Below are 20,604 nucleotides of genomic sequence, written 5' to 3' on the forward strand. Positions count from 1 at the left end.
CCAATACTTCCATGCCCTCTCAGCCGGATGGAGCCTTAGAGATATGTGCATGCCCTAGGGCGAAGGCCGGGACCCATGGCCACCGAATTGAGTTTGGCGAAGGCTCGGAAGTTACCTGCATCGCGCCACAACCACTCCCTGCGATGTGTCCCGGCCTTCGCCGGGACGATTGCGGAGCGTGAGGCGCTTCCCCCTAGGCCCTTGACCAATCTTCCCTCAAAACCGCGGCGGTCGCTTCTCCGCGAACGCCTTGATGCCTTCCTTGATCTCGTCGCCGCGCATGCTGTCGCGGTGGCGCTGGTCGGCGGCTTGCTCGTCGAGCTCGCCGCGGGCGAATTCGTTGATGGCGCGCTTCATGCCGCGCATCGCCTGTGGCGCGTTGCCGGCGAGGACGCCGGCGAGCCTGTCGACCTCCTCGTCCAGGAATTCCACCGGCACCATGTCGGTGAGATAGCCGATCCGCAGCATCTCCGGCGCGCTGATCTTCTGCGCGGTCAGGAACAGCTTTTTCGCATTGTCGACGCCGAGCCGGGTCACGTAGCGTTTGATGCCGCTCGTGTAATAGTGCAGCCCCAGTCGCGCCGCCGGCATGAACATCTCGGCGGTATCGACGCCGATGCGGAAATCGCAGGCGAGCGCGAGATCGGTCGAGCCGCCATAGACGCCGCCATTGAGCCGGCAGATCGTCGGCACGCCGAGATCCTCCAGCCGGTTGACGACCACTTCGAAGGCAGAGCCCGCGCTCTGCTGCTCGCTCGCGCTCACCGCGCGTTCGGCGACCGAGTTCAGATCGTAGCCCGCCGAGAAGGCGCGCCCGGTGCCCGTGAGCACCAGCACGCGGATCGCGGGATCGGCCTCGATCCGGTCGAACAGCTTGAGGAGCTCGCCGAGGTCTTCGGCCTGGAGCCGGTTGAGATGCCTGGGACGGTTGAGGCGGATGGTGGCGCGCGCGCCACTGATTTCGAGCACGGGGCTGCTGGCTGCGTCGGCTATATCCGACATTCTTGTCTCCCTTTACTTACCTGTTTTCGAGCGTGCGGCGCTTGGCTTCTGCGTCGATGGTCTCGGCGAGGTCAGGATGCCGCGCCATCAGCACGCGAAAATCGACGAGATCGAGTACCAGCAGCCGCGACACCTTCGTGGTCGAGACGTTGGCGCCGCGCATGTTGTTGCCGAGCAGCGCCATCTCGCCGAAGAAAGCGCCTTCGCCGAGCTGTACCTTCTTGCCCGGCAAATCGACCTCGACCGCGCCGGCGGCGATGAAATACATGCAGTCGCCCTGCGCGCCCTTGCGGATGATCATGGTGCGCGCCGGCAGCTCCATGGTCCGCAGCATGTGGGTGACGTCGGCGATGGCCGCAGGCCCCAGCGCCGCGAAGAACGGCACCTTGCTGACGGATTCCCAGGTCTTGAGGAAGTTGTCGCGCCGGGTCTCCGCGGCAAAGCCGGTTGCCAGGATACCGGTCCAGAGGCCGAACACGCCGAGGCCGGAGATCATCACCAGCGCCGCCACCATGCGCCCCAGAGGCGTCACCGGCACGACGTCGCCATAGCCCGTGGTCGTCAATGTCACGACCGCCCACCACAGCGCGGCGGGGACGCTGCCGAACGTCTGCGGCTGCACGTCCCGCTCCAGGAAATATTCGGCGACGGAGGCGAGGAAAACCACCATCAGGAAGATCACGAGCACGCTGACCAGCGGCCCGGATTCCAGCACCAGCACGCGGCGAAGCTGGCGCAGGCCCGGAATGCCCGGCACCACCTTCAGCACCCAGAGCACGTTGAGCAGCCAGGCTGTCCGCAGCTCGACGCCGAGCAGCAGCGCCGCCGGCACCGCCAGTGCTCCGATCGCATCGACGATGCCCGACGAGGAGGACATGTAGAGCGCAAGGCGTCCGGTTTGCGACATGTGACGCAGCCGGACCAGCCATTCGAACACGAAATAGGCGAGGCAGGCCCACAGCAGGGCATCCACCCAACGGTGCGTCGTCTCATAGGCCGGGTTGACCGTCAGCAGCACCATGCTGAGCACGCCGACGGTGACCGCCACATAGGCCGCCTTGGTCATGTTGCGGCCGGCCGTGGCGGCCACGAACTGGGCCAGAGCGGAAATCAGCGGCTTGGACATACGGGAAGGCGGCTCGGTGGTGGCTCTTGCGATGGTGGCTTATGTGGTCCCGGCTGGGACTTCGGTGCCAAAGTGCCTGCCCGGGCCGAGGCCGTCAACGACGGGCACCGGCCGCGGTACGGCCGAATCGGGAGACGAAGGCGGGGTGCGGTAGCCGGCCGAGCCGCTACCTGAAATGTGGCGGCTCGTCGTAGCCCCGGCGGCTGCTGAAGAACAGCAGGATCATCAGGCCGATGCCGACGACCACGGAAAATCCAGCCCCCAGTGCGAGGGCCACATAGCCTTCCGCCGGGATCGGCTCGCCTTCGACCGTCATTGCGGAATAAGCGAAATAGCCAGCCGCGGTCAGCATTGCCACGAGGAAGATCATGAGGAGCGTACGCATGGCGCGTTCTCCGGTTGTATCCGGGAACCAACGGTTGCGGATCGGGAGGGTTCCCGGCCGCCGGTCGTTGATCCACCCGGACGGCGTCCGCCAGCCTTGCCTCGAGGACGCCAGCCCGGCGGATCAAGCGCTCTGCGCAGTCTTGACCACCACGACGTTGCGGTCGTCGTGCTGGGGAGGGCCGGCATCGTGGGCGGTCTTGTCGGTCTCGCCTGCACGGCGTTTCAGGTAGTCGCGACGCATGCCGATCTCGTCGCGGACGAATTCGTAGCCGAGCTTGAAGGTGTCGAGCCCGTCGGTACTGATCGTGCCGTCCCGGAGGCCGATGACTGCGCCGCGCAGGATGCCTTCCAGCTCGTCCTGAAGGCATTCGAGCTGATCGAGCGAATGGGCGTGCTCGATGCGCTCGCCGATGTCGAGGATGGCGGTGGAGAGCTCGCTGGCCTTCTCCGGCGCGATCCGGGTGATCTTGGCGTAGATCGCGGCAAAGATCGAGCCGATGACGCTCAGCGCGGCGGCGCCGAGATACATCAGGTCGCTGTATTTATCCATGAACGACTTGGTGTCGTCGTTGATGTAGTCGGCGGCCCCCTGATGCGCCATCACGAAAGCGTCCTTCTCCACGGAGGCCGGCTCGATGCGGGTCGCAAACCCGTTGTCGAGGCCGAGCGCGGCCTTGTTCTCGTAGACGATGCGCGCGAGGTCCCCGGCCGTGGTCGCCGACATCTTGGATTGCGTGACCAGCAGCCATTCGAGACCGATCGTTTCGAGATCGTCGTCGGGAATTTCGGGTGAGGCCGACAGCGTGCCTGCCGTCAGCGTTTCATCGGAGATGCCGGGGAATTTGCGTGCCAGCGTCTTGGTCTCGTCGATTGCGTTGAGCGTGAAGCCGCCGCGTTTGGCGACCTGCTCATAGGCCTTGTCCCGCACCGCTTTCGAGGCGTGGACGATCGCGACCACCGCACCGAATCCGCTCGCCGGCGCCAGCAGTTTGTCGAGCGTCGCGCCCTGGGGCGCCATCTGGATCTTTGCGGTATCGGGACCGTCGGGGACGTCGAGGATGCTGCGGACGAAGACGAGCGAGGATTCGTTCTCGGCGAGGACCGCGACCTTCTTCTTCTTCAGTTCGGCAAGCGACTTGATCTTCTTGCTGCCGGGTCCGAGCAGGAGCACGAGGTCGTGCTCGAGGATCGCGATGGTGCGTGCCCGCAGCGGCACCTTGGCGTCGGTGCGCAGCACGGCGAGGTCGGCCTGCTTGCGGTCGAACTGGGCGAGCGCCTTGGCATTGTCAGGGTTGTTGACGATCTTGATGCGGAAGCGCGAGGCGTTGTTCTTCAGGAGCGCGGCGAGCTTGGCCGCGAACAGCGCCTCGTCGCTGTTGGGTGCGCCGACGGCAAAGGTCAGCGTCTCCGAATTGTGCACCAGCGTGCGGCCGGCCCAGACGGTGGCCAGCGACAGCAGGAGGGTCAGCACGACGTACAGCAGGACCTGCTGCTGATTGGTCTTGATCACCTTGGGGCGCCGGGGCGGCGGTTCTGCGACCGACGATGTGGTCGGGCCTTCAGTACTCATGGCAGCACTCTGGCCTTATTCTGGGTCTTGGGCGGCTCGCGGATCTGATCGCTGCGTGCGCCCTGTAATTCGTAAACGTCTGAAAAAAGAACGATATTCTCTGCCGCCAATGATAGCGCGAAGGTGGCGGAATGCAAATTTCGAGCCGGAGGTAACCTTACCCGACGCCGGCGCGGCGATTGGTCATCCTATCACCAGTTAGCCACAGTTGGCGATTTTCCGGTTCCCCCCGGCTGCATTCCGCCGCGGGAGATGTCATAAATCAGACGTCCCGGCGATTTGACCGGTCCAAGAAGAAGTTGCGCTGAACGCTCCAATTTTTCTTGTCACGTCAATGAGGGCGTCAGCTTTGTCGTTTCCACCCATGTCATCGGCGGTTCCGGTCGAAGCGCTCATTGGCTGGATGTTGTTGCTTACGTTCAAGCACATCATCGCTGATTTCGTCCTCCAGACCGCCTGGATGGCGCATGGCAAGGACCAGAAGCACGGCTGGGCTCTGCCGCTCCTGGTGCATTGCCTGATTCACCTTGCGGTTGCACTGCCGTTGATCCTGATCGTCGCGCCGAAATTCTGGTTCGTGGCGCTGATCGATTTCGTGATCCACATCACGATCGACCGCGCCAAAGGACTCGTCTCGGCCAATTTCGGCGTCAACCAGGAGCACCCCTGGTTCTGGACCCTGATCGGCGTCGACCAGGCGCTGCACCATTTGACCGGCTTCGGCCTCTCCATCTTCATGGCGGCGAACTAAGACCGGCTGAATCTTGGCGGGTGCTCGGCCTCTTATGGTTCGAGACGCGCCGAAGGCGGCGCTCCTCACCATGAGGTCGACGATCCCGCCCCTGGCCAAGACGTCATCCCAAGACCTCATCCTGAGGGCCCGCCGAAGGCTGGCGTCTCGAAGGATGGCCCCAAGGAAAGCCTCAGGAAAGCCCCGCCACGTCCCATTGATTCGCGGCCAGGGCGCAAGCACCCCGGGTGACTACCGCCCAGGGTGGTTAACCTTTCGTTAGAGAATTGCGCTGCATCTTCCCCACACGAGGGAGAACTACAATGTTTTCAAGCCGCGACGCATTTGAAAGCGATTTCTGCCCGGTTCGCGACGAGCTCCTTGGCGAGATGTATCGCGCCAGCGAGAGTGGCCTGCCGAGGTTGGTTGAGAGTGTTTCCCCAGACGCACGCGCGAAGCTGGCGCTGTTCTGCTATCGCCGCAGCCACCTGCACTCGCTGGCGGTCGCAATCGCCGGCAGCTGCAGCGAGCGGGATCTGATCGAGAACGGTGGCCGGGTCGGCTCGACGCTCTACGCGCTGTCGCGCGAGGGCGCGGTCAAATCCGCGCCGTCATTGTCGGGTGGCCGCAAGCCGATCACGCTGTCGACCAAGCCGCTCTCGGTGCTTGCACCGCTCGATGACGAGCTCGACGACGAGATCAGTGAAGCCGTTCCGGCCTAACTAGGCTCGATCAACGGCAGCCCGAACTTCCGCCGCGCCATCGCGCATTCGGCGTCGCCCGGCATGCAGGTGCGGCACACCTCCGGCCGAACTTCATAGATGCCGCAGGCGGTCTCTTTCCCGATCTCTCCACGCAACGCCGCACAGCGGTCGCCCTCGCAGCGCATGCCGGACTGCCGCGCATTGACGAGCGCCTCCGGGATCGCCGCAAGCTCCTCGTCGCTCTCGATCGAAAACCGCGGCCAGTTCTCCGAATAGCCGCAGCACGCGCCGCAGCTCTGGCAGCAGGTCGACAGGTCGATGGGGGATGTCTCGTCCATCGTCGTCACGTATCCTTCAGGTATCCTTGGGCGGGCCCCAGACCAGGCTCTGCCGCCATCTTGCGCGCAGCACGTCGCGCCTTTCAGGGTATTTCTCGTCGAGATAGGTCGCCTCCACGACGCGGTCGGTGCGGAAGCTGCGGAAGTCGCTGCGCAGCTCGCACCAGGCCGCGAGCAGGCGCACGGCTTCGAGATAGCCGACCGAGATCGGCCAGATCATGCGCTCGCTGGGGCGGCCCTGCTCGTCGCGATAGCGCAGCATGATCTTCTTGCCTTCATGGATCTGCGCGCGCGTGCGCGCCATATCAAGGCGGTCCGGCTCCCTGTTCCAGCTCGGCCGCGCGCGGCTCGCGGGCTCCAGCACGAAGGGACGCAGGCGCTCAGGCACGGTGTCGGCGATCTTGGCCATCAGATCTTCGGCCGCACGCGCCAGTGTGGAATCGGCATGGCCCGCCACCCATTGCGCGCCCAGCACCGCCGCCTCGATCTCGTCGGGTGTCAGCATGAGGGGCGGCAGGTCGAAACCTTTTTCCAGGATGTAGCCCATGCCGGCCTCGCCGCGGATCGGCACGCGCTGGCCGATCAGCGTCGCGATGTCGCGATAGATGGTGCGCTTCGAGGTCTCGAGCTCGGCTGCGATCGCATCCGCCGTCAACGGCTTCCGCGTGCGCCGGAGCACCTGGATGATCTGAAACAGCCGGTCGGCGCGTCTCATGACAATTCTCTTTCCAAATCCCTGACCGCAGCCCGTTCAAAATCCGGCGCGTGGATGCTGACAGGATGTTGGCAGCAGGGGGGTTCTATACCGGGACAACACATCGACTGAAGAGGATTTGTCCATGATCGTCCCAACCCATTTCGGCTCGGCCGGTCCGCTGTGGCGGGTGCAGGCCATGCTGCACGCCTTGGCCTTCAGCCGGCTCATGTTTTTCGATCTCACCGTCGTCGACCTCCGCGTTGCGCTCGCGACCATGATGACACGCTCGCTGATCCAGGCCGCGGACGCGCTGGCCCGCCACATCATGGGCCGCGCCTGGCAGGGGGCCCGTTTCGCAGAAGATATCACGGCTGCTGCCACCATGGTGGCAGCAGCCGGTCGTTAGGTTCCGTCAACTTTCGCAGGTTCAGGAGAGCTCGCATGATCACGCTTTACGGCTTTGGCACCGGCTTCGGCCTGCCGGAAATCAGCCCGTTTGTCACCAAGACGGAGGTGCAGCTCAAGATGGCGGGACTGCCCTATCGGAAGGAGCGTGCGATGCCGCCCGCTTCGCCCAAGGGGCAGCTGCCGTTCATCGACGACGGCGGCGAGGCGGTGGCCGATTCCACCTTCATCCGCGCCCATATCGAGCGCCGCTACGGCTTCGATTTCGACGCCGGTCTGTCGCTGACCGAGCGGGCGCAAGCCTGGGCATTCGAGCGCATGATCGAGCATCATGTCTATTGGGCGCTGGTCGGCGCGCGCTGGGTCGATCCGGTCAATTTCGCCAAGGGCCCTGCGCATTTCTTCGACGGCGCGCCGGAACACAATCGCGAAAAATTGCGCGAGGATGCGCAATTCCGTGTCGCCGAGAACTATCTGCTTTCCGGCCTCGGCCGTCACGCGCCCGACGACGACGTCGATCTCGCGGTGCGCTCGCTGTTTGCGCTCTCGGTGCAGCTCGGCGACAAATGCTATCTGATGGGCAACAAGCCCTGCGGCGTCGATGCCACCGCCTTCGGTATGCTCGCCGGGATGCTGACGCCGTTCTTCGAGTCCGGCTTGCGACAGCGGGCCGAGGGCTTCCCGAACCTCACCGCCTATGTCGACCGCATGATGGACAGCTATTATCCAGAGTTCGCCTGGATTCCGCTGCGGCAGGCGGCTTAGGGCCCGCACTTGTGGGGCACTGAAGCTTCGACGTCGTCATGGCCGGGCTTGTCCCGGGCATGACGGCTTCAATTGCAATTTGAGTCTGGCAGTGAAAACAGCCGGCCCATCGGGCCGGCTCTCGTCGTCTCAAAGCTCTCGCTGCGTTTACTTCACCAGCGTGTACTTGCCGTTCTTCACGGTGAGCAGGATGCGCGAGCGCTCGTCGAGGCCGTAGCGGTCCTTTTCGGTGAAGTTGTAGACGCCCTGGCTCGCCGCCAGCTCCTTCTCCGACAGCAGCGCCTGGCGGATGGCTTCGCGGAATTCCGGGGTGCCCGGCTTGGCCGTCTTCAGTGCCGTCGGAATGATGCGCTTCAGGATCTCGAAGGCATCGTAGGAATGCCCGGCGAACTGGCTGCGGCTGTTCGGGCCGTACTTGGCCTCATAGGCCGAGTTGAGCGCAAGGCCCGGCTTCTTGGTGGCGGCTTCGTCCGGCTGGTCCTCGGGGTCCATCACCGGGCCCGACGCCATCAGCACGCCTTCGGCCGCTTTGCCTGCGATGCGGATGAAGTCCATGCTGGCGGCGCCATGGGTCTGGTAGATCAAGCCCTGATAGCCGCGCTCGCGCAATTCGGTCTGCGGCAGCGCGGCCGCGGTGCCGGAGGCGCCGACCAGGATCGCGTCGGGATTGGCGGCGACGAGCTTGAGCACTTGGCCGGTCACCGACGTATCGGGACGAGCAAAGCGCTCCTCGTCGGCGATGGTCATGCCCATCGGCACGGCCTGCGCCTTCAAATCGTTGAACCAGAGGTCGCCGTAGGAATCGGAGTAGCCGATATAGCCGAGGGTCTTCACACCCTTCGACTTCATGTGATCGTACAGCACCTTGCCCACGATCGGAATCGGCTGCGGCATCGCCACCGACCACTTCATGCGCTCCGGCGTGATCGGGAAGGGCGCGAGGCCGAAATGCGGAATGCCGGCTTCGTTGGCGACGTTGGAGACCGCGATCGTCGGCGGCGTCAGCGCCGAGCCCATGATGATGTCGGCCTTGGATTCGGTGACGAAGCGGCGGGCGTTGGTGGTCGCGGTGGTGGGATCGCCCCCGTCGTCGAGCACGATCACCTTCAGCGGCACGCCGCCGATCTCCTTCGGCACGAATTCCAGCGCGTTGCGCTCGGGGATGCCGAGCGCGGCGCCGGGGCCGGTCGTGGTGGTGGTGATGCCGATGGTGACTTCACTGGTCTGGGCCAGCGCGGGCAGGGCCGGCAAAGCAAGCGTCGCCGCGGCGATGGCGGCGGTCAGGTAAAAGCGTTTCATCTCTTGTTCCTCCCTTGACGTGTTTCTTTGAAAGCAGAAATCGGGGGGTAATTCAGCCCCCTCTTTTGGTGATGCGGCGATTTAGCTCCGGACCTAACTTCCTGTGAATTTGGCTACCATTTCCGCTGGAAACGGTGCCGATTTCAGCTTGTCGGGGTTGTCAGGATCGCGGCCGACCAGGACGCGGGTCTCAAAACCCTCGATCGCCAGATCCTCGCCCTTGTAGACGTTGTGCTTCACCTCGAAGCTCGATCGCTTGATGCTCTCGATCCTGGTTTCGATGGTGATCCAGTCGCCATAAGTCGAGGGGATGTAGAACCTGGACCGCGTGTCGACCATGGGGATGCCCACCAGGCCGTATTTTTTGACCAGATCCTGTTTGGAGAACCCGGCGACCTCGAACAGGGTCGAGGTCGAATCGTCGAACATCGCAAAATAACGCGGATAGTAGACGATGTTGGCGGGGTCGCAGTCACCCCACTGGATCTGAACGTCGCGCCGGTTCACGAACATGTGCCGCGCCTTATTTCGGCGCCATGCGCAGCGAGCCGTCGAGGCGAACCACTTCGCCGTTCAGGTAGGAATTCTCGACCATGTGCAGCGCGAGCGCGGCGAACTCGTCGGCGTTGCCCAGCCGGCGCGGGAAGGGGATCGCGGCCGCGAGCGAGTCCTGAGCTTCCTGCGGCAAATTGGCGAGCAGCGGCGTGAGGAACAGGCCGGGCGCAATCGTCAGCACGCGGACGCCGAATTGCGCGAGCTCGCGCGCGATCGGCAGCGTCATGCCGACGATGCCGCCCTTGGAGGCCGAATAGGCCGACTGGCCGATCTGGCCGTCATAGGCGGCAACGGAGGCGGTGTTGATGATGACGCCGCGCTCGCCGGTCGCCTGCGGCTCGAGCTTGGACATCTCGGTCGCGGCAAGGCGCAGCATGTTGAAGGTGCCGATCAGATTGACCTTGATCACCTTGTCGAAATCGGCGAGCGCCATCGGGCCGTCGCGGCCGACGACGCGCTTGGCAACGCCGATGCCGGCGCAATTGACCAGCACGCGGGCGGGACCATGGGCCTTGGTCGCCTGCGCGATCGCGGCTTCGGCGGACGCGGCATCCGATACGTCGCAGGTCACGGCCACGCCCTTGATCTCGGCGGCAACGCTCTCGGCGAGCTTGGCATTGAGGTCGCACACCGCGACCCTGGCGCCCTGCGCCGCAAGCTTGCGCGCGGTCGCCGCACCCAGTCCCGATGCGCCGCCGGTGACGATGGCTGCCTGATCCTTCAACAACATGGCATTCTCCTGGTGCGATGATTTCTTAGCCGACCGATATCACACGGTCCGATGGATTGGCAGCATAGAGCTCCTCGATCAGCGCGCTGCGATGCTCGAGCACCGCGCGCTGGTTGATCGAGCCCTTGTCGGTGACCTCGCCCTTGTCGATCGAGAGTGGCGTGTCCATCAGGATCGCGCGCGTGATCCGGGTCGAGGAGCCGGTGGCCGAAGCGAGGAAGCGTGTCAGGCGCTCGCGAAAGGCCTCGCGCACCAGCCGGTCGCGCGTCGAGACGATGAGATCGTCCGCCGGCAGCGTCGGGTTGATCAAGCGGCAGCCGTCGAGATCGAGCACGACGAGTGCGGAGACCTCGTCGCGATTGATTCCGGCGATGACGACGTCGCGCACCAGCGGTGCGCAGGCCGCGACGAAGCGCGCGCGCAGGGGACCCACGCTGACCCAGGTGCCGCTGCCAAGCTTGAAATCCTCACCGATGCGGCCGTCGAAATCGAAGCCGGCGTTGAGATCATCAGGGTCCGCCGGCTTGAGCGCGTCGCCCATCATGTAAAATCCTTCCTCGTCGAAGGATTTTGCGGTGATGTCCGCCTGGCGCCAGTAGCCGGGCATCACGTTCGGGCCCTTGGCGCGCACTTCCAGCTTGCCGTTGTTCGGCACCAGCTTGGCATCGTTGCCGGAGACCGGCAGCCCGACATGGCCGGAACGGCTGGTGCGCGGATTGACCGACATGAAGAACGGCGCGGTCTCGGTGGCGCCAAGGCCGGTCAGCATCGGCACGCGATAGCCCTTCTCCTTCACCGCGAGCTCGTCGAGGCTGTCCCAGACGAAGGGCGAGAGCGCTGCACCCGAGAAGAACATCGCATGCAGCCGGTCGAAGAATTTCGCGCGCAGGCCCTGGTCGTCGCGTAAGTAGGGCAGCAGAGACTCGTAGCCCTTGGGCACGTTGAAATAGACCGTCGGCGAAATCTCCTGGAGATTGCGCACGGTTTCCTCGATGCCGCCCGGCATCGGCTTGCCGGCGTCCAGATACATCGAGCCGCCATTGTAGAGCGTCAGCCCGATATTGTGGTTGCCGCCAAAGGTGTGATTCCAGGGCAGCCAGTCGATGATGACGGGCGGCTCGTCCTTGAGGAAGGCGAGCGTCTCGCGCAGCATCACCTGGTTGGCGCAGATCATGCGCTGGGTGTTGATGACGGCCTTCGGGTTGCCGGTCGAGCCCGACGTCAGCAGGAATTTGGCAATCGTATCGGGGCTGATCCTGCCGTGGACCGCGTCGAGATCGCCGCGGATCGGGCTCGCCATGAGGTCGGCGAGCAACGTGACGTCGCGCCCCGGCACGTGGCCGTAGGACGCCGCAATCTCCGTGCCGAGCGAAACATTGGCGGCGAGCGCGTCCGCAAACTTGTCGGCATCCTCGGCGAAAACCAGGCCGGGCGTCAGCAGCTTCATCAGATAAGAGAGCTTGCCGTAATCTTTCGACACCAGCGAATAGGCCGGCGACACCGGGCAGAACGGAACGCCGGCATAGAACGCACCGAAAGCCAGAAGCGCATGGTCGATCGAATTGCCGGAGAGGATGACCACCGGCCGCTCTGCCGAGAGGCCGCGCTGGATCAGGCCTGATGCGATATGACGGCTTGCCGTGAGCAGCTCGGCATAGGTGATCTTGCGCCAGCCGCGGCCGCCTTCGCGCTCGGCCATGAAGACGCGGTCCGGCGTCGTCGCCGCCCAATGATGCAGGCGGTCGGTGATGCGGACGGGATAGTCGCCAAGCGGCTGCTTTGGCTTGAGATAGATCGTTCCGTCGTCGCGCCGCTCGATGTTGCAGACGGGATCGCCGAACGAAATGGGCCGCAGCGGAAAAGTGTTCGCGCCGCGCTCCATGCTGGAAGAGGACGGCTGCGCGCTCATGATTTCGGCTTTACCTTTGCGGTCTTGTGCTCGAGGAATTCGCGGATCCTGCGCTTGGCCTCCTTGTCGCTCTGCGCGACCGTGGCCATCAGCGATTCCATCAACAGGCCGGTCTGCGGATTGGCTTCCGCGATCATCGGCAAGGCCTGGAGCACGGCGAAATTCGTCAGCGGCGCGTTGGAGGCGATCTTGGTCGCAAGCTCCAGCGCCTTGCCGAGCCCGTTGCCGGCTTCCGTCAGATATTGCGCGAAGCCGTAGGAGGCGCCTTCGGTCGCGGTATAGACGCGGCCGGTCAGCATCATGTCCATCATCCTGGCGACGCCGATCAGCCGCGGCAGCCGCACCGAGCCGCCGCCGCCGACGAAGATGCCGCGCTGCCCCTCCGGCAGCGCGAAATAGGTCGAGGGTTCGGCGACGCGGATATGCGCCGCACAGGCAAGCTCCAGTCCGCCGCCGATCACGGCGCCCCTGAGCGCCGCGATCACGGGCACGCGGCTGTACTGGATGCGGTCGAACACGCGGTGCCACATTTGAGAATGCAAGAGGCCGCCGGTGGCGTCGTGCTCGGTCAGTTCGGACAGGTCGAGACCGCTGGAGAAATGGTCGCCGATGCCGTGGATCACGACCGCGCCGATATCCTCAGGCAGCGACGCAAAATACTCACCGATTTCCAGGATAATGCCGTCGTTCAGCGCATTGCGCTTGGCCGGCCGGTTCAGACCCACGGTCAGAACCCGGTCCGCCCTCTCGATCCGGAGCAGCCCGGAGGCACCCGCGTCAGCGGTTTCGGCGTTTCCCTGTGTCATTTGCGTCCTTATCAGAATAGTTATGTTGTATAACGAATTCTGGGGGAGTCAAGAAGACTGATCGGGGGAAAGCCGATGCTTGGTCCCGGAAAAAAGACGACAATGCGGATGCAGAGCCGCTGCCCGAACGTCGGACGCCGATAGCCCCGGGCAGCTACGCAGCCTTCGTTCCGCTTTGGGGTTGCGCGACGAGATTGATGCCCATGGCATGGAGAACTTTTATCACAGTGCCAAATTCGGGTTTGGCCTCGCCGCCAAGCGACCGATATAAGTTCTCACGGGATAGGCCGGCTTTTTCGGCAATGGCGCCCATGCCCTGAGAGCGGGCTACCGCGCCGATGGCCATTGTTATTGCAGACGGATCGTCGGACTCGAAGGCTTCGGTGAGATAGGCCGCAATCATTTCGGGGCTGTCGAGGTACTCCGCGGCGTCAAATGATTTTGCTTTTGCCATGGTTCAGTCCTCCAACTCACTTGCGATCTGCTTTGCCACCGCGATGTCCCTTTGCTGAGAGCCTTTGTCACCACCACAAAGAAGAACGACGATCTCCTCGCCTCGCGGAACGTAGTAGATCCGGTATCCAGCGCCCTCATGGACTCTCATTTCGCTCATGCCGCCTCCGACCGGAGCAACGTCTCCGGGATTGCCGAGCGCTAAGCGATCGATCCGAGCAAGGATTTTCGCCTTTGCTCTCAGGTCTCGCAGGTTTCTGAGCCAGTCAGAGAATTCATCCGTTCTCTTGATTGTCGGCATATGTAGCGTATACGCTACATCAATCGCAGTGTCAACAGACCAGGCAGTTCCACGGCAGGGCGTGGCGCTCACGCCACCTGGTGCACGTCGATCACCACGCGATCCGCGTGGCGCGCGGCCGAGCCGACGAAAATGTGCTGCATCAGCCAGCGATACTTCTCATGCCCGGTCTCGAACCGCGGCACGGTGCGGAAATAGATCAGCTTTGGGTCGACCGGCTCGCCGCGCTTGAGTTTTTGCAGCAGCTCGACCGGGCCGAAGCGCATGCCCTTGTTTTCGACGTACACCGTCGCGCCGTCGTCGGTCTCGAAGGCGTATTTGGCCTCGAGGTCGATCAGCTCGTTGGGCCGGATGGTCTGGAAGTCGGCGCCGAACGGTAGCACCCGACCTGATATCGCGCCTTTCACCTCGCCGCCGAGGATCGGGATGATGCGGCGAACGCCGATGCCGGTCTCGCCGGCGGTGATGACGTCGCCAATGCGAGCGGTGATGGTGAAGACGTATTTGGTTTCGAGGATCGGTGTCATCGCTTCACCTCGTCAATGCGCCATCATCCGCGTCGGCAGCCACGTCGCCAGCAGCGGGAAGGCGATCAGGATCACCAGCCGCACCAGGTCGGTCGCCACGAACGGAATCACACCCTTGAAGATGGTGGAGAAGGAGACGTCCTTCACCACGCTTTTGATGACGAAGACGTTCATGCCAACAGGCGGATGGATCAGGCCGAGCTCGACGGTCATCACGATGATGACGCCGAACCAGATCGGGTCGAAGCCGAGATGCGTGATGACGGGGAAGATGATCGGCACGGTCAAAATGATCATCGCCATGGCGTCCATCAGGCAGCCGAGCACCAGATACATCACCATGATCAGCGCCAGCACGCCGTAGGGGCCGAGGCCGAGGCCGGTCAAGAATTCCGTCACCTTCTGCGGCGTCTGCGTCACCGTGAGGAAATAGCCGAAGATCAGCGCGCCGATCAGCACGGTGAACACGGCAGCCGCCGTGCGCGTCGCCTGCAGCAGCGAAGCCAGGATCTTCTCGCGGTCGAGCCTCCGCGTGACCACGCCGATGATGAAGGCGCCTGCGGCGCCGACGCCGCCGGCTTCCGTCGGGGTGAAGCGCGGCAGGAAAGGCAGGCCGTAGAGGCCGCCGATCACGAACACGAACAGCAGCGCCGGGGCCCATATCTCCTTCAGGCCCGCGAAGCGCTCGCGCCACGGCGTCGCCTTGCCCTTGGGCAGGAAGTCGGGGCGGAAATAACCGATCAGGAAGATCGTGATCATGTACATGGTCATCGCCAGCAGGCCCGGGATGATGCCGGCGATGAAGAGCTTGCCGATGTCCTGCTCGGTGATGATGCCGTAGACCGCGAGCACGGTGGAGGGCGGCAGCATCGCGCCCAGCGTGCCGCCCGCCGCGATCACGCCGGTGGCGAACGATTGCGGATAGCCGAAGCGGCGCATCTCGGGGTAGGCGACGGCGGAGAAGGTCGCGGCGGTCGCAACGGAGGAGCCGCAGATCGCGGCAAAACCGCCACAGGCGCCGACGGTGGCGATGCCGAGCCCGCCGCGCAAATGCCCGACAAAGCCGTTGGCGGCGCGGAACAGCTCGCGGCTCATGCCGGAATTGGACACGAACGAGCCCATCAGCAGGAACATCGGGATGACGCCGAAGGTGTAGTCGGTGACCGTGCGCATCGAGGTCTGGCCGACCAGCTTCAGCGCCGCCGTCCCGTTGACGAGGTAGGCGAAGCCGGAGACGCCGACGAGGCCCATGGCCATGCCGACGGGCACGCGCAGCAGCATCAGGACGAACAGGGAAACGAAGCCGATTAAGGCGACGGCATCGGTGCTCATGATTACTCCGTCGCCTTCAGTTTGGGATCGTGCATGTCTTCGGGATGGAAGATCAGCCGGTAGGTGCGGATCGCGATCAGCAGCACGGCCGAGACGTCGCCGATCCACGCGACCGCGAAGAACGGCCAGGTCGGCATGTGCATGTCGAAGGTCTGGACGTTGTCGTTGTAGGTGCCGCGCACCTTGTCGAACAGCGTCCAGGTCTGCACCGTCACGACGAACAGCAGCACCAGGGTTGCGAACACGTCGATCCAGCGCTGATGGCGCGGCCCGACATTGCCCCAGACGAGGTCCACGGTGATGTGGGTGCCGCGATAGGAGGTCGCGGCGATGCCCCAGAAAATGAGAATGCCGAGCAGCATGCGGCCGATGTCGAAACTATCGGGGATCGAATAGTTCAGCGTGTTGCGCAAGAGCACCGACAGGAAGATGTCGAGCGCGACGATGCCGACGAAGCCGGCCGCGATCCATTCGATCGAGTCGATGACGCGGTCCATCCAGGAGCGCTTCATGGGTGTTTCCTGTTCAAGAGCTTGTGAGTTCAAGATGCGCCCGCGATCGAGCTGCGCTCCCTCCCCCGCTTGCGGGGGACGGCTGGGGAGAGGGTGCTTCCACGATCGAGAACCCCCAAGAGGTGAGAGCCCTCACCCGGCGCTTCGCGCCGACCTCTCCCGCAAGCGGGAGAGGTGCAGCGAGTGCGTGCCACAGCTGGGCCTCACTCTGCCAGCGCGTTGTACTTCTTCAGCGACGCCTTGAGGTCCGCCAGCGCTGCGTCCGGATCGGCACCGGCCTTCTTGGCGCCGTCGCTCCAGGTCTTGACCAGCGGCTCGGCGGCCTTCTTCCAGGCCGCGGTCTGCTCCGCCGTCAGCTTGTAAACCTCGTGGCCGGATTCCGCCTTCACCTTATCGACGCCGGCATCCTCGAACTTGCCCCAGTGCTCGCCGACCACGCCGGCCATCTCGACCGAGCAGTTCTTGTCGATCGCGGCCTTCTGCTTGTCGGACATCGCATTGTATTTGTCCTTGTTGATCACGAACACGAAGGTCGTGGTGTAGAGCGGCGCCTCCATGTCGTATTTGGTCACCTTGTCGATGCCGAACAGCACCAGCGAGCCCCAGGGGAAGGTGACGCCGTCGGCGACGCCGCGCTCGATGATGTCGCGCACTTCGGGTGCGGAGGACTGCACGTTGGTGCCGCCGAGCGAGGTGACGAAATTCGCCATGGTGGCGTGCGCCGGGCGGATCTTCAGGCCCTTCACGTCCTCCGGCGTCACGATCTTCTTGGTCTTGGAGTGGAAGGAGGAGGGCGAGTGGACGAAGGCAAGGCAGTATTTGACGTCCTTCATCTCCTTCTCGGCGTATTTGCGATACCAGGCGTCCAGCCCCATCGAGCCGCCCTTGGCATCCGAGATCAGGAACGGCAGTTCGCCGGCGCCGATGATCGGGAAACGGCCGGGCTGGTAGCCGGGATTGACGTAGGTGACGTCCGCGATGCCGTCGCGTGCCATGTCGTAATGGTCGAAGGCCTTGCCGAGCTGCTGGGCCGGAAACACCTTGCTCTTGATGGTGCCGCCGGAATCCTTCTCGACCGCGGCCGCCCAGTCTTCCAGCGATTTCTGGAGCGGATGCGAGGCCGGCACCCAGTGCGAGATCTTCAGATCGAAGGTCTTGTCTTGCGCGAACGCGGGCGTCACGCTTGCTGCGAGCAACAAAGCCAGACAGGCTTTCCTCATCACACGTCTCTCCCTGTTATCGACGGCGGGCTTCGATGGCCCGGTCTCATTAATTAACATGTTATCTAATCGGCCGGCGCGTTCAAGCCGGAATTGGCGCGCACCTTGTCGCGACCCGTACGTCAGCCGTGTTGCATGGATTTGTCGCGGTTAGCGGCGACCAGCACTCCCCTTTTGCCCAACCGTTATATGGTATAATTATCCTGCGCGTCATGACGCGACAAGCGAGCCGCGACGAAAGCCTACAGGATCGGGAGGAGCAAGTATTGCGGACAAAAGTCGCAATCATCGGGGCCGGGCCGGCTGGATTGTTGCTTGGGCAACTGCTGCACCGTTACGGCATCGACAACGTCATTCTGGAGCGGCAGGGCCCGGACTACGTGCTCGGCCGCATCCGCGCCGGGCTCCTGGAGGAAGGAACCGTCACGCTGCTGGACCAGGTCGGCGCCGGCGCCCGGGCGCATGCCGAAGGCCTCGTGCATGAGGGCATCGAGCTGGCCTTTTCCGGCTGCCGTCACCGCATCGACATGAAAGCCGCGACCGGCAAGACGGTCATGATCTACGGCCAGACCGAGGTCACGCTCGACCTGATGAATGCGCGCAAGGCGGCTGGCCTCGATACGGTCTACGAGGCCAAGGACGTGCAGCCGCACGATTTCGATGGCAGTCACCCGCGCGTAACCTGGGTGAAGGACGGCGTCACCCACACGCTCGATTGCGATTTCATCGCCGGTTGCGACGGCTTCCACGGCGTCAGCCGCGCCAGCGTGCCGGCCTCGGCGGTCGAGGAGTTCGAGCGGGTCTATCCGTTCGGCTGGCTCGGCATCCTCTCCGAGACGCCGCCGGTCAGCCACGAGCTGATCTATTCCAATCACGCCCGCGGCTTTGCGCTCTGCACCATGCGCTCGATGAAGCGCAGCCGTCATTATGTGCAGTGTTCGCTCGACGACCATGTCGACCAGTGGCCGGATGATCGTTTCTGGGACGAATTGAAGCGCCGGCTCGACCAGGAGGCGGCCGACAGCCTCGTCACGGGTCCCTCGATCGAGAAGAGCATCGCGCCGCTCCGCAGCTTCGTTGCCGAGCCGATGCGCTTCGGCCGGATGTTCCTGTGCGGCGACGCCGCCCACATCGTGCCGCCGACCGGCGCCAAGGGACTGAACCTGGCTGCTAGCGATGCGCACTATCTGTCGAGCGCGCTGCGCGAATTCTACGACGAGAAGTCCAGCGCCGGGATCGATGCCTATTCCGCCAGGGCGCTGGCGCGCGTCTGGAAGGCGGTGCGCTTCTCCTGGTGGATGACCTCGATGCTGCACAAATTCCCCGACACCGGCACCATCGGCGCCCGAATCCAGCTCGCCGAGCTCGACTACGTCACCCAGTCGCAAGCCGCGATGACGTCGCTGTCGGAGAATTACGTGGGGCTGCCGTTTTAGGACGATGCTGACAGTGCCGCAGGGTGGGCAAAGCGAAGCGTGCCCACCACTTTGGTGCGCGGGGCGAGATGGTGGGCACGGCGCTTCGCGCCTTTGCCCACCCTACGGGATCGCATGCTGCCTCACACATCGCGCCCATTTCAAACACCCGCGCAAATCCCGTTTAAAACTTTGTAGGCGGTGAAACCGTCATCCACTTCGCGTTCAATGACCCCAGCCAATGACGCGAGGCACGCATGACCACCATCGACATCCCCGACGGCTTCGAGCCGTTGTCCCGCAAGAGCCCGCTCACCGAAGCCTGGGAGCCGATCTACGCAAAGAAAACTGAGAGGGCCGTCATCATCGGCCTTCGTCTGGCAAGGCCGCACACCAACGGCCGTGGCCTGATCCACGGCGGCCTCATCGCCGCGCTCGCCGACAATGCCATGGGCTATAGCTGCGCGCAGGCGACGGGCTGGGCCATATCCTTCGTGACGATTTCGCTGTCGATCGATTTCGTCGGCTCGGCTGAGATCGGCCAATGGTGTTCGATCGAGAGCGACGTGATCAAGACCGGCAAGACGATCTGCTTCGCGCAGAGCCTGATCAAAGCCGACGACGTCGTGATCGCGCGTGCCAGCGGGACGTTTCGCGTGGTGCCGAAGAAGGGGTGAGGTCTCGTGCCCCGGACGCTGCGCAACGCTTCTTCAGCGGTGCGCTGCTGAGCCGGGGTCCATCCATCCGCAGCCTACCCCGTGGCCTGCTGGGTCCCGGCTCTGCGTCGCTTTGCGGCGCGTCCAGGACACGAGACCTTCACCCAAACCGCCACTCCGCCGTCTCCACCACGAGATCGATGAACGCGCGCACCTTGGCCGAGAGCAGGCGCGAGGTCGGGTAGACGATGTGGATCGGCAACGCCGGCTGCTCGTACTTCGCCAGCACGATTCTGAGCCGTCCTCGCTTCAGCCCTTCGGCAGCCTGATACGCCAGCACGCGCGTCACGCCGCCGCCGGCCTCGGCATATTGCAGGGCGGCGTCGGCGCTGTTGCTGGTGAAGCGCGGGCTCAGTGTCACCTCGATGTCGCGGCCGTCCTGCACGAAGCGCCAGTTGGCGGATGGGCCGAACTGGATGGTCTGATGCGCGAGCAGAGCCTCCGGCGTCTTCGGCTCGCCATGGCGCTTCAGATAGTCCGACGTCGCCACCACGATCCGACGCATCTCGCCGACCTGGCGTGCGACGAGCGAGGAATCGGCGAGATGGCCGATCCGCACTGCCACGTCGACGGCGTCCTCGACGAGATTGACGAGGTGGTCGGACAGCCTGAGCTCGCCGGCGACCTCCGGATGGCGCTTGAGATAGGCGGTCATGACCGGACCGACATGAAGCCGGCCGAAGCCGACCGGCGCCGAGACCACCAGACGTCCGCTCGGCCGGTTGCGCTCCTCCCGCGCGGAGCCGTCGGCCTCCTCGACATCGGCAAGGATGCGCCGGGCGCGCTCGAGATAGCGCGTGCCGACATCGGTCAATCTCACCTGCCTGGTGGTCCGCTGCAACAGCCGCGCGCCGAGATGCTCCTCCAGCGCCGCGATCAGCCGCGTCACCGCCGAGGGCGACAGCCGCAGTTTTCGCGCTGCCGGCGCAAAGCCGCGCAGATCGGCGACGGTGACGAAGACGTACATGGCTTCGAGGCGGTCCATGGACATTATTGCATATATTGCAATGATAAAGTGTCAAGGCGGCAGATTGTTTTAGGTGCCAGAAGGTCCAGATTAGGCGGCGAAGACGCAGCAATGCGCCGGAATTTCAGGAGACGTTCC

Annotated in this window: 24 protein-coding genes; 6 read left to right on the top strand and 18 right to left on the bottom strand. The window is 64.1% G+C overall.

The genetic code is table 11. The features are described 5' to 3' along the window. Positions 1-216: 216 nt before the first annotated feature. The 4 genes from AC1RUR_RS37255 to AC1RUR_RS37270 form a co-directional block, all read right to left on the bottom strand. Positions 217-1,002 carry an enoyl-CoA hydratase/isomerase family protein gene (locus tag AC1RUR_RS37255; RefSeq protein ID WP_492853112.1) on the bottom strand — a complete coding sequence of 262 codons (786 nt, stop codon included), beginning with the start codon at positions 1,000-1,002 and terminating at the stop codon, positions 217-219. A 16-nt stretch (positions 1,003-1,018) separates the two neighbouring features. Then, positions 1,019-2,128 (bottom strand): cyclic nucleotide-gated ion channel, encoded by a 1,110-nt coding sequence (locus tag AC1RUR_RS37260; RefSeq protein ID WP_492853113.1) that lies wholly within the window; start codon positions 2,126-2,128, stop codon positions 1,019-1,021. A gap of 166 nt (positions 2,129-2,294) precedes the next feature. Continuing rightward, on the bottom strand, positions 2,295-2,513 hold the full coding sequence (locus AC1RUR_RS37265) for a hypothetical protein (RefSeq protein WP_492853114.1): 219 nt from the start codon (positions 2,511-2,513) through the stop codon (positions 2,295-2,297). A gap of 123 nt (positions 2,514-2,636) precedes the next feature. Next, entirely contained in the window at positions 2,637-4,085 is a 1,449-nt protein-coding gene (locus tag AC1RUR_RS37270; RefSeq protein ID WP_492853115.1) for a TAXI family TRAP transporter solute-binding subunit, read from the bottom strand. Between the two features lie 403 nt (positions 4,086-4,488). On the opposite strand from AC1RUR_RS37270, the gene AC1RUR_RS37275 reads away from it, so the two are divergent. Both AC1RUR_RS37275 and AC1RUR_RS37280 read left to right on the top strand, forming a co-directional pair. Then, on the top strand, positions 4,489-4,836 hold the full coding sequence (locus AC1RUR_RS37275) for a DUF3307 domain-containing protein (RefSeq protein ID WP_177248139.1): 348 nt from the start codon (positions 4,489-4,491) through the stop codon (positions 4,834-4,836). A gap of 302 nt (positions 4,837-5,138) precedes the next feature. Further along, positions 5,139-5,537: a hypothetical protein gene (locus AC1RUR_RS37280; protein ID WP_492853116.1), complete on the top strand. Its 399-nt coding sequence runs from the start codon at positions 5,139-5,141 to the stop codon at positions 5,535-5,537. Here the strand turns inward: AC1RUR_RS37280 and AC1RUR_RS37285 are convergent. After that, on the bottom strand, positions 5,534-5,857 hold the full coding sequence (locus AC1RUR_RS37285) for a YkgJ family cysteine cluster protein (RefSeq protein ID WP_492853117.1): 324 nt from the start codon (positions 5,855-5,857) through the stop codon (positions 5,534-5,536). The genes AC1RUR_RS37280 and AC1RUR_RS37285 overlap by 4 nt on opposite strands. A gap of 16 nt (positions 5,858-5,873) precedes the next feature. After that, positions 5,874-6,572: a helix-turn-helix transcriptional regulator gene (locus AC1RUR_RS37290; RefSeq protein WP_492853118.1), complete on the bottom strand. Its 699-nt coding sequence runs from the start codon at positions 6,570-6,572 to the stop codon at positions 5,874-5,876. A 124-nt stretch (positions 6,573-6,696) separates the two neighbouring features. On the opposite strand from AC1RUR_RS37290, the gene AC1RUR_RS37295 reads away from it, so the two are divergent. Together AC1RUR_RS37295 and AC1RUR_RS37300 are read left to right on the top strand one after the other, a co-directional pair. After that, the gene (locus AC1RUR_RS37295) at positions 6,697-6,960 is read left to right on the top strand and encodes a hypothetical protein (protein WP_492853119.1); all 264 of its coding nucleotides are present in this window, start codon (positions 6,697-6,699) and stop codon (positions 6,958-6,960) included. Positions 6,961-6,995: 35 nt separating this feature from the next. Further along, positions 6,996-7,724, top strand: coding sequence for a glutathione S-transferase family protein (locus AC1RUR_RS37300; RefSeq protein WP_492853120.1), 729 nt, complete (start codon positions 6,996-6,998; stop codon positions 7,722-7,724). Between the two features lie 147 nt (positions 7,725-7,871). On the opposite strand, the gene AC1RUR_RS37305 is transcribed toward AC1RUR_RS37300, so the two are convergent. From AC1RUR_RS37305 to AC1RUR_RS37355, 11 genes are all read right to left on the bottom strand, one after another. Continuing rightward, positions 7,872-9,023 (bottom strand): ABC transporter substrate-binding protein, encoded by a 1,152-nt coding sequence (locus tag AC1RUR_RS37305; RefSeq protein WP_492853121.1) that lies wholly within the window; start codon positions 9,021-9,023, stop codon positions 7,872-7,874. Between the two features lie 93 nt (positions 9,024-9,116). After that, on the bottom strand, positions 9,117-9,536 hold the full coding sequence (locus AC1RUR_RS37310) for an acyl-CoA thioesterase (RefSeq protein WP_492853122.1): 420 nt from the start codon (positions 9,534-9,536) through the stop codon (positions 9,117-9,119). Positions 9,537-9,546: 10 nt separating this feature from the next. Then, the gene (locus AC1RUR_RS37315) at positions 9,547-10,308 is read right to left on the bottom strand and encodes an SDR family NAD(P)-dependent oxidoreductase (protein ID WP_492853123.1); all 762 of its coding nucleotides are present in this window, start codon (positions 10,306-10,308) and stop codon (positions 9,547-9,549) included. Positions 10,309-10,333: 25 nt separating this feature from the next. Then, on the bottom strand, positions 10,334-12,217 hold the full coding sequence (locus AC1RUR_RS37320; RefSeq protein WP_492853124.1) for a feruloyl-CoA synthase: 1,884 nt from the start codon (positions 12,215-12,217) through the stop codon (positions 10,334-10,336). Further along, complete coding sequence (locus AC1RUR_RS37325; protein WP_492853125.1) at positions 12,214-13,023, bottom strand: crotonase/enoyl-CoA hydratase family protein; 810 nt, start codon at positions 13,021-13,023, stop codon at positions 12,214-12,216. The genes AC1RUR_RS37320 and AC1RUR_RS37325 overlap by 4 nt, the downstream gene beginning before the upstream one ends. Before the next feature lie 154 nt (positions 13,024-13,177). Continuing rightward, entirely contained in the window at positions 13,178-13,477 is a 300-nt protein-coding gene (locus AC1RUR_RS37330; protein ID WP_008135725.1) for an addiction module antidote protein, read from the bottom strand. Between the two features lie 3 nt (positions 13,478-13,480). Then, positions 13,481-13,777, bottom strand: coding sequence for a type II toxin-antitoxin system RelE/ParE family toxin (locus AC1RUR_RS37335; RefSeq protein ID WP_492853146.1), 297 nt, complete (start codon positions 13,775-13,777; stop codon positions 13,481-13,483). Positions 13,778-13,845: 68 nt separating this feature from the next. Further along, positions 13,846-14,304: a DUF3237 domain-containing protein gene (locus tag AC1RUR_RS37340; RefSeq protein WP_492853126.1), complete on the bottom strand. Its 459-nt coding sequence runs from the start codon at positions 14,302-14,304 to the stop codon at positions 13,846-13,848. A gap of 12 nt (positions 14,305-14,316) precedes the next feature. Beyond that, positions 14,317-15,636: a TRAP transporter large permease gene (locus tag AC1RUR_RS37345; protein WP_492853127.1), complete on the bottom strand. Its 1,320-nt coding sequence runs from the start codon at positions 15,634-15,636 to the stop codon at positions 14,317-14,319. A 2-nt stretch (positions 15,637-15,638) separates the two neighbouring features. Then, positions 15,639-16,148 carry a TRAP transporter small permease gene (locus tag AC1RUR_RS37350; RefSeq protein ID WP_492853128.1) on the bottom strand — a complete coding sequence of 170 codons (510 nt, stop codon included), beginning with the start codon at positions 16,146-16,148 and terminating at the stop codon, positions 15,639-15,641. A gap of 203 nt (positions 16,149-16,351) precedes the next feature. After that, positions 16,352-17,368, bottom strand: a complete 1,017-nt coding sequence (locus tag AC1RUR_RS37355) for a TRAP transporter substrate-binding protein (protein WP_492853129.1) — start codon at positions 17,366-17,368, stop codon at positions 16,352-16,354. Positions 17,369-17,634: 266 nt separating this feature from the next. Here AC1RUR_RS37355 and pobA point away from each other — a divergent pair, with 266 nt between their 5' ends. Together pobA and AC1RUR_RS37365 are read left to right on the top strand one after the other, a co-directional pair. Beyond that, positions 17,635-18,804, top strand: coding sequence for a 4-hydroxybenzoate 3-monooxygenase (gene pobA, locus AC1RUR_RS37360; RefSeq protein ID WP_492853130.1), 1,170 nt, complete (start codon positions 17,635-17,637; stop codon positions 18,802-18,804). A gap of 236 nt (positions 18,805-19,040) precedes the next feature. After that, entirely contained in the window at positions 19,041-19,460 is a 420-nt protein-coding gene (locus AC1RUR_RS37365; RefSeq protein WP_492853131.1) for a PaaI family thioesterase, read from the top strand. Positions 19,461-19,599: 139 nt separating this feature from the next. Here the strand turns inward: AC1RUR_RS37365 and AC1RUR_RS37370 are convergent, their stop codons facing one another. Further along, entirely contained in the window at positions 19,600-20,484 is an 885-nt protein-coding gene (locus tag AC1RUR_RS37370) for a LysR family transcriptional regulator (RefSeq protein WP_492853132.1), read from the bottom strand. Positions 20,485-20,604 lie beyond the last annotated feature (120 nt).

The organism is Bradyrhizobium sp. GW821-FHT12B03, from assembly GCF_058807535.1.